The following is a 7,320-nucleotide window of genomic DNA, read 5'->3' as shown; positions in this document are numbered from 1 at the left end:
CTTTAATCGCAGCAAGTGCTACCTTAGCTTTAAAGTCATTTGAATGATTTCTTCTTGGTCTACGTGTCATAAAATACTCCATATATTGATGTTTATAACATCATTTGGGGAGCAAAATATCACTTATAAGTGTTGTTCAAATTTCCTGATCCACCTCTGACTGTCCTACTTCTTCTCTTGTTTCAGAGCTTCGCTGAAAAACCACATCACCATAATTAACTAGGTTTTTATCAATGTCTTTCTGCGAAACTTGAACAGAGCCAATGATTGAATCATATGTAATACCATTCGGATTATTAATAATATCTAGAACATTAATAAATTTAGTTCCTGATCCGTATTGTTCTTTCGATGCATTAATACCATTTTTAAAGATGAATAGATTTTGAAAAGAAGTTTTCGGCCAATCTTCATGAAATTCTTTGAATCTTAACTTTGGTGTAGCCATTACTTCACCTCCACAAAAGGTGAGTCAATGCCAAGTTCTTTACAGAATTCAGCAATTACTTTGTCGGTATTTTGGCTTTGCTGCTCAAGTTCTTTGAGTTGCTGTGCAATGGCATTCAGATCTATTTCATCTTCAGCTTCGAAGGTATCGACATAGCGAGGAATATTGAGGTTGTAATCGTTATCTTTCACGTCTTGCAGTGTCGCAACCTTTGCATATTTCTCGATATTTTGACGCTGTTCAAAGGCTGCAATGATCTTATCGAGATGTTCAGGTAATAGCTTGTTTTGGTTCTTCTGTTTGTCAAAGTCATTGCTGGCATCAATGAATAAAATATCGCCTGTATGTTTACGATTTTTCTTCAGTACCAAAATACAGGTTGGAATAGACGTACCGTAGAAAATGTTGGCAGGTAAGCCAATCACAGTATCAATCACATTCAGTTTTTCAATCAGGTACTGACGAATCACACCTTCACTTGAACCACGGAACAACACACCATGCGGTAGAACAACCGCCATAGTACCGTTGTGATCGAGCTGATGAAGCATGTGCTGAACAAAAGCCATATCTGCTTTTGAACTTGGTGCAAGTTTACCAAAACGGCTAAAACGCTCGTCTTGCAAGAAGATAGGATCTGCTGACCATTTGGCTGAGAATGGAGGATTGGCGACCACTGCTTCAAAACGCTGATCAATGTGCTGTGGGCGAATTAAGGTATCTTCTTGCTTGATATCGAATTTGGCAAAGTGAACATCATGCAAAATCATGTTCATTCGTGCCAGGTTATAGGTGGTCCGGTTCATCTCTTGACCGTAAATCATATCGACATCTTGAACTTCACGTTTTACACGCAAAAGCAATGAACCTGAACCACATGTCGGATCATAGACTGAACGTAGACGTTGTTTGCCTTGAGTCACGATCTTTGCAAGCAAAGTTGATACGGTTTGAGGTGTATAGAATTCACCTGCTTTTTTACCTGCACCAGATGCAAATTCACCAATCAGGTATTCGTAGGCATCACCCAATACATCTGATTCTGAGTTACTGAGATCAAAATCGATGTTGTCTAAATGTGTGAGTACTTTGCTGACCAATTCATTACGATCGTTGGCATTGTTGCCGAGTTTGGTTGAATTAAGGTCGAGATCCTCAAATAGATTGGCAAAATCATCTTCAGACTCAGCACCCAAGGTACTACGTTCGATTTCTCGTAAGGTATTTGATAATTCATCAAGAATGAATTCACCTTGACGACCACGTTCAGCAATTGTGTGGAACAGTTGCTTTGGAGCTAGGGCATAACCGACTTCTTCGACTGAGTTTTCTTTGATGCCGTCAATGAGTTCAGCGTGATCAGGGTTATTTTCATCAAGTTGGTGATATTTTTCTGCCAAGCCTTCATCTTTCAACAGTTCATTGGCAAAGCTAATCGCTTTTTCAGACAGGTATTTGTAGAAAATGAAGCCGAGAATGTAGTCACGGAACTCATCAGCTCCCATTTTTCCACGTAAATCGTTCGCAATATTCCAAAGATGTTTTTGTAGTTGTTGAAGTTGAACCTGGGCAGAGTAAAACTTGAAGTGCGACATAAACCACCTAATTAATTTAAAGGGTTTATGGAGTATATAAAATTGTCATACCATCATCTTAACTTTGAAGATCGTACTGCATTAATGCTTGAGTCAAGAAAAGAAGGCTTTTCAGCCAGAAAATTTGCTGAACTCATTAAAAGACATCCTAGTACGATCTATCGTGAGCTTAAAAGAAATAGCATCAATGACGTTTATCAAGCTCAATATGCTTCTGATAACACCTTCGCTAGACGTAGACGTGGTCACAGAAAACTCAAAATCGATTCAATCCTCTGGAAATTTATTGTTGAAGCGATCCGTTGTTTATGGTCTCCTCAGCAAATAGCAAAGCGTTTAAAGACATTTCCTGATTTGGATCAAACAATGAATGTAAGCCATACAACGATTTATTCAACGATACGAGCATTACCAAAGGGTGAGTTGAAAAAAGACTTATTATCCTGTCTGCGTCATGAAAATAAAAAGCGAAAAGCTAACGGTGAACCTAAAAAAGATTCTATATTACAGGATATTAAAACTATTCATGAGCGCCCAGCCGAAGTTCAAGAAAGAAAAATACCGGGTCATTGGGAAGCTGATTTAATTAAAGGTAAAGACAATAAAAGTTCGATAGCAACACTTATTGAACGAAATACACGGCTCTGTATCTTGGCAACATTACCTGATGCAAAGGCAGAATCAGTGCGCAAGGCTTTAACTGAAGCTCTGAAATATTTACCTGCAGAACTGCGTAAAACGTTGACCTATGACCGTGGACGCGAGATGGCAGAACATAAAATACTTGAAGAAGATTTAGGCATAGATGTATATTTCTGTGACCCACATTCACCCTGGCAAAAAGGCACATGCGAAAATATGAATGGTTTAATTAGGCAATATTTACCTAAAGGGATTGATTTAAATCAGGCAGATCAGCATTATTTAAATCAAGTTGCCATGTCACTGAATACTCGTCCTAGAAAAGCGTTAGATTGGCTTACACCATTAGAGAAATTTGCTCAGCTTGTTGATTATCATAAGACTTTTCAAACTGTCGCACCTCATGTTTGAATTCGCCCTGAGTCATGAAGCAAGAATCTCTAGTAATACCTAAATTTGCTTAAGTATAACGAGTATCTGCTTATAAAAATTAGGTTTTTGGATCCTAATACCCGAATTTCATATATAAATATCGCCGGATACTTACGCTTGGGCTATCTATCCATACAATTAAAAGCTTTTTCAGACATTAAATATTGTAGCTATAAAATAGTTTAATACTTAAATGTCTAATCAAGTTAGCTATAGTTAAAGAAGCCTGGCTTATATTGGATGTAATATTATAAAGCAAGATCGATTATAGACTTTGATATTAAACCTTTCTTGGCAGAGTTGTATTTCTCAATATTAAAGAATTTATTATCTTCTGATAATGTAAGTATTATATTACTATCATCAAAATCGGGGATGCCATCTAATTTGTCTGAAATGATAGGAAATATAAACTGACAATCGACTCTATTAATAAGGTTGATCAATCTATCCAAGATATTGACATCAATAATTTCTATTTTATCTTGTGTAAAAAAGTGTGGTCTTGTTAGGTTAATAGTATGGTCATTGGCAAATGAAACATAAGCTAAATCGAAAGCAATGATGACACTTTGTTTACTACCATCACCAATATTACTATCGTTTCTTTCACAACTTGGTATAAGGGTGAAGTGTTGAAGCTTATCCTTGTTGACAACTATGTAGTAACTATCATCGGTTAGAATCTTTGAGTATTCAGAAAAATAGCGATTAAAAATAGTAATTTTAATTCGCATTTTTTCTAATATATCCTCAATTTTTATCGTTAGATTATTAAATTGCTGTTTAAGTGATGCCAACTCTTCCGAGGTTTTTTCACGTTGACTTATTAAGGATTCAGTCTCCGCAATCTCTTTAGTAAGTTCATTAATTTGATGACCTAAATTGGTATATTCAGTAAGAGAGCCTGTTTTTGCTAATTGATTTAGCAGGACTGAATATTCTTCTGCTAATTTAGCATGTTCCAATTCTAGTGAATTAATTGCTTCTTTGCTTTTAGAAACTGATTTTTTGATAAATTCAACTTCATTTTCAATCATTTTTTGGTGGAAAATAACAGTTTCTTCAAACTTTTTCTGTATATCGATATTGTAGATTTGAGCTTCTTTATAGATGTACTCTATAGTTTGAGTATCAATAGAATTACTCTTTGATAGCATTTCCGCTAATCGCTTTTCCCAAACATCTTTATCAAGTAAAAGTTCATTGATATGAGCTTTCGTTTTATTTATTTTTTCTTGAATCTTATTTAAAGCATCATTTTCATGATCATACTCTTTTGAGATTTGGAAACTGTCATATTTTGACTTGAGTTCAAGAAGCTCTATTTTTTTTACATCATTGATTTCACGTTTACCAGTACTTAACGTGTTATTAAGATATTTAAACTCTTGTGATTTTGATCCAATGGTATGCTCAATATTTGTTCTTTCATGAATAATATCCATTTTAGGAAAATCAAATAAGAACAAATGTAATAATTCATACTCAAATGAAGAAGTAGATGGATGGAGATATTTAATAATATTGGAAATTTGATGATCAGAAGTTCGAATAAATTTTGGAGTCAATTGTCTTAGAGATGGTTTATCACCTTGGAAGTCAAATAGCATTTTTTTAATTTTTTCTTCAAAAATTGCTTCTGAGACTAATTCACCATTGATAAAATTATTGGTACTAAAAAAACTAGTCTCTTTTTTTGCTTTTTGATTGATTGTAAGTGATCTAGTGATCTTAAGGGTTTTTGTAACTTTATTCTCTAGAGTATCGGCGAGCACTAATTCGAAAGAAGGCAGTGTTTCTTTAAGAAAATTAAATACAGTATTATTCTTTGTGTCTTTCAACTCTTTATCAAAGACGAATGAACTCCATTTACCTGCAAGACAAAAATCTACACAGCGTAAAAGCGTTGTTTTACCTAAACTATTTGTTTTTGTATTTGAAGTATTATTAGATTTCTCACCTTTAATTATATTTATACCTTTCTTGAACTCAACATGTTGAATAGGATTATTATCCTTATCTTTAATGGATAAGTATTTCAGATACATAAAATTAATCCTTTTTTACTGTCTGAGTTTATTTTTCCAAGCATATATAACCAGTCTAAAACTAATAAAAATCTATTCATTGAAATAGGTTCAATGCTGTTGACTAGATCATAATAATCATTAATTCCAAGATTGTTTTCTTTATTTTGAATCATGATTTTTAATAAGACGGAGCCTAAATAATAGACCTCTTGCGTTAGTCAAAATTTAATCAGTGATAAGTGTTGATTTTTAAATAAATATCAAAGTCTAAAATAGTCAAGAATTATACTTTCGCAAGAGGCCTAATATACTGAATTTTTAGGATTCTTATTGGATAGTAAAATCATAGCGGAGGCTTTTTAAATATTTGGCATTCAGAGAAAACATAGAAAATAATTGATGGTACGTATGAAATATTATCATAGTTTTCTGGATTACTTGCCAGTAAAATATTAGACAACTCAGTTTGCATTTGACCAATTATAGAGTCTGGATCTTTTAAATAAACATATTTGTGGTAAAGATTTCGAATGACCATAAAAAGTTTATTTGTTGCAAGTGGTGTAAGGTTGTTTTCCAATGCATGCAATCGTGACTGAATTACTTGTCTGTGTCCCATGAAAAAATCGAAGGCTTCTTTGTAAATTTCAATTCTATTGTGATCCACTTTTTTACTTATATCGTATATTTTTACATCTACCTCTGAAGCCTCAAAAGATAATTCTAATTCAATAATGTTTTCGATAATATCTTGAATTATAAAAGATTTTTTTGATTCGTTAAATGGGGTGGTTCCATAGTTGTTGATGATGGTCTTAGCAACCTGTTGAGTATTGTTTGAACCGCCTTGTGTGACTTCACTAATATCTACTTTTTCTGATAATGCCCCCATGATTATTCGCCTTGATCTGATTTAGGTTTACTATCGTGATTATGAATTGTCTCTGCAACTTGCTGTGAACTGGCAAAACTTGATGATTGATTCACACCTTTAATGATTGTTGTTTTTTTATTGGTGTTACCGGTCGCTTTAGCTAAAAGCCAAAGACCTAAAACTACTAGAGCGGTGATAGCTACCCATGCCCAAGCCGGTAAGTCGGATGGAATATTATTAATAAAGTCAGTCATAAAATTTCCCCCTATTTTATAAATTTATGTATAAATAGTTTAATTGTTTTACAGGTCTGTTTAGAGGTGGTCCCACTTGTTTGAACAACTAAAAGCGTATTTATAAGTGATATTCCGCTCTAGTTAAGCCACCTTGTTTTGTTGGGGTAGCTGATCATAGTAAAACTCATTTGGTGTCATTTTGTCTAGACTCGAATGAGGTCGTTTCAAATTATAAAACTCAAAATATGCACTTAATTGCTTTTTCGCATCTGTGACACTGCTATAAGCTTTGAGATACACCTCTTCATATTTAACGCTCCGCCATAATCGTTCAACCATCACATTATCTACCCATCGACCTTTACCATCCATACTGATTTGAATGCCATTTGATTTCAATACATCAATAAATGCATCACTGGTGAACTGACTGCCTTGGTCTGTATTCAATATTTCAGGTGATCCATATTTTTCAATCGCTTCATTTAAAACCGAAATACAAAAATCCACATCCATACTAATCGATACCCTATGCGCAAGTACCTTGCGGCTATGCCAATCAATCACAGCACATAAATAAACAAAGCCTTTTGCCATAGGAATATACGTTATATCCGTAGACCACCCTATGCGCAAGTACCTTGCGGCTATGCCAATCAATTACAGCACATAAATAAACAAAGCCTTTTGCCATAGGAATATACGTTATATCCGTAGACCACACTTGATTACTGCGCAGAATAGCCAACCCTTTGAGCAGATATGGATATTTACGGTGAGCTTGATTAGCCTGGCTTAAATTTGGTTTGCAATATAACGCCTGAATACCCATTTTCTTCATTAAAGTACGTGTATGACGTCGTCCTATATGATGCCCTTGACGATTCAACAAATCACGCATCATACGACTGCCTGCAAAAGGATATTGCATATGTAATTCATCAATACATCGCATCAGCTTCAGATCTGATGAGCTAACAGGTTTTGGGCGATAATAATAACAACCACGGGAGACTTTCAGCAGCTTAGCTTGCTTAGATACTGAAATCTGAAGTGAGTC

At 34.5% G+C, this 7,320-nt stretch carries 7 protein-coding genes and 1 pseudogene; 1 reads left to right on the top strand and 7 read right to left on the bottom strand.

The features are described 5' to 3' along the window. Nucleotides 1-136 precede the first annotated feature (136 nt). Together F891_RS14335 and F891_RS14330 are read right to left on the bottom strand one after the other, a co-directional pair. Entirely contained in the window at nucleotides 137-448 is a 312-nt protein-coding gene (locus F891_RS14335; protein WP_005264120.1) for a restriction endonuclease subunit S domain-containing protein, read from the bottom strand. Next, nucleotides 448-2,043: a type I restriction-modification system subunit M gene (locus tag F891_RS14330; protein WP_005264119.1), complete on the bottom strand. Its 1,596-nt coding sequence runs from the start codon at nucleotides 2,041-2,043 to the stop codon at nucleotides 448-450. Before F891_RS14330 ends, F891_RS14335 begins: the two co-directional genes overlap by 1 nt. A gap of 84 nt (nucleotides 2,044-2,127) precedes the next feature. Here F891_RS14330 and F891_RS14325 point away from each other — a divergent pair, with 84 nt between their 5' ends. Continuing rightward, nucleotides 2,128-3,096 carry an IS30 family transposase gene (locus F891_RS14325; RefSeq protein ID WP_081398964.1) on the top strand — a complete coding sequence of 323 codons (969 nt, stop codon included), beginning with the start codon at nucleotides 2,128-2,130 and terminating at the stop codon, nucleotides 3,094-3,096. 269 nt (nucleotides 3,097-3,365) lie between these two features. Here F891_RS14325 and F891_RS14320 read toward each other — a convergent pair whose 3' ends face one another. The 5 genes and pseudogenes from F891_RS14320 to F891_RS14305 form a co-directional block, all read right to left on the bottom strand. Then, a complete protein-coding gene (locus F891_RS14320) occupies nucleotides 3,366-5,168 on the bottom strand; it encodes a hypothetical protein (protein WP_005264118.1) in 1,803 nt (600 codons plus the stop codon). Beyond that, nucleotides 5,159-5,323 carry an ABC-three component system middle component 6 gene (locus F891_RS18570; protein ID WP_373368440.1) on the bottom strand — a complete coding sequence of 55 codons (165 nt, stop codon included), beginning with the start codon at nucleotides 5,321-5,323 and terminating at the stop codon, nucleotides 5,159-5,161. The genes F891_RS14320 and F891_RS18570 overlap by 10 nt, the downstream gene beginning before the upstream one ends. Nucleotides 5,324-5,493: 170 nt before the next feature. Next, complete coding sequence (locus tag F891_RS14315; protein ID WP_005264116.1) at nucleotides 5,494-6,042, bottom strand: hypothetical protein; 549 nt, start codon at nucleotides 6,040-6,042, stop codon at nucleotides 5,494-5,496. Between the two features lie 2 nt (nucleotides 6,043-6,044). Next, complete coding sequence (locus F891_RS14310) at nucleotides 6,045-6,278, bottom strand: hypothetical protein (RefSeq protein WP_005264115.1); 234 nt, start codon at nucleotides 6,276-6,278, stop codon at nucleotides 6,045-6,047. A 123-nt stretch (nucleotides 6,279-6,401) separates the two neighbouring features. Further along, nucleotides 6,402-7,320 (bottom strand): annotated as a pseudogene (locus F891_RS14305) (IS3 family transposase); the annotation flags it as partial.

This window comes from Acinetobacter sp. CIP 101966 (genome assembly GCF_000369725.1).
In the GTDB taxonomy this organism is placed as follows: domain Bacteria; phylum Pseudomonadota; class Gammaproteobacteria; order Pseudomonadales; family Moraxellaceae; genus Acinetobacter; species Acinetobacter lwoffii_Q.
The sequence above is the reverse complement of the archived record's forward strand: the minus strand, read 5'-3'. Positions and strand labels throughout refer to the sequence as shown.

Excerpts from the sequence above, each read along its gene's own strand:
- F891_RS14320 (WP_005264118.1), bottom strand. The coding sequence starts at position 5,168 with ATGTATCTGAAATACTTATCCATTAAAGATAAGGATAATAATCCTATT.
- F891_RS14335 (WP_005264120.1), bottom strand. The coding sequence starts at position 448 with ATGGCTACACCAAAGTTAAGATTCAAAGAATTTCATGAAGATTGGCCG.
- F891_RS18570 (WP_373368440.1), bottom strand. The coding sequence starts at position 5,323 with ATGATTCAAAATAAAGAAAACAATCTTGGAATTAATGATTATTATGAT.
- F891_RS14325 (WP_081398964.1), top strand. The coding sequence starts at position 2,128 with ATGCTTGAGTCAAGAAAAGAAGGCTTTTCAGCCAGAAAATTTGCTGAA.
- F891_RS14310 (WP_005264115.1), bottom strand. The coding sequence starts at position 6,278 with ATGACTGACTTTATTAATAATATTCCATCCGACTTACCGGCTTGGGCA.
- F891_RS14315 (WP_005264116.1), bottom strand. The coding sequence starts at position 6,042 with ATGGGGGCATTATCAGAAAAAGTAGATATTAGTGAAGTCACACAAGGC.
- F891_RS14330 (WP_005264119.1), bottom strand. The coding sequence starts at position 2,043 with ATGTCGCACTTCAAGTTTTACTCTGCCCAGGTTCAACTTCAACAACTA.